The organism is Chryseobacterium sp. SIMBA_029 (assembly GCF_046535275.1).
In the GTDB taxonomy this organism is placed as follows: Bacteria; Bacteroidota; Bacteroidia; order Flavobacteriales; family Weeksellaceae; genus Chryseobacterium.
The window spans coordinates 1-260 of record NZ_JAWRXA010000493.1 but is presented as its reverse complement, the minus strand read 5'-3'; the positions used below and the strand labels follow the sequence as shown (position 1 = coordinate 260).

Below are 260 nucleotides of genomic sequence, written 5' to 3'. Positions count from 1 at the left end.
GCCGCCTTGGCGCCCTGCTTTCCAAGCTTAAATGCGGCGGAGACGATTTGACCGTTTCTCGCGTCCTCATTCAATTCGGTTCCGAGCCCAGAATAGTAGAATCGATACCAGAATTGATTAGGTTCCTGCCTCCGGCGCCGGTCCTTGTTTTCACGATGAGCTTCCCAAAGTCGACAGATGTTTGAGTATCGAGAAGTATTCTTATCATCGTAGTCTCGATGACGACCAAATCCGTCGAAAAAGAAACCGACGTGTATAAC

The 260-nt window shown here is 49.2% G+C and carries 1 protein-coding gene; it reads left to right on the top strand.

What is annotated here, in order from left to right; genetic code table 11:
* On the top strand, nucleotides 1-185 hold a 185-nt coding region (locus SB679_RS24945; protein ID WP_410704988.1), incomplete at its 5' end, for a hypothetical protein.
* Between the last annotated feature and the right edge of the window lie 75 nt (nucleotides 186-260).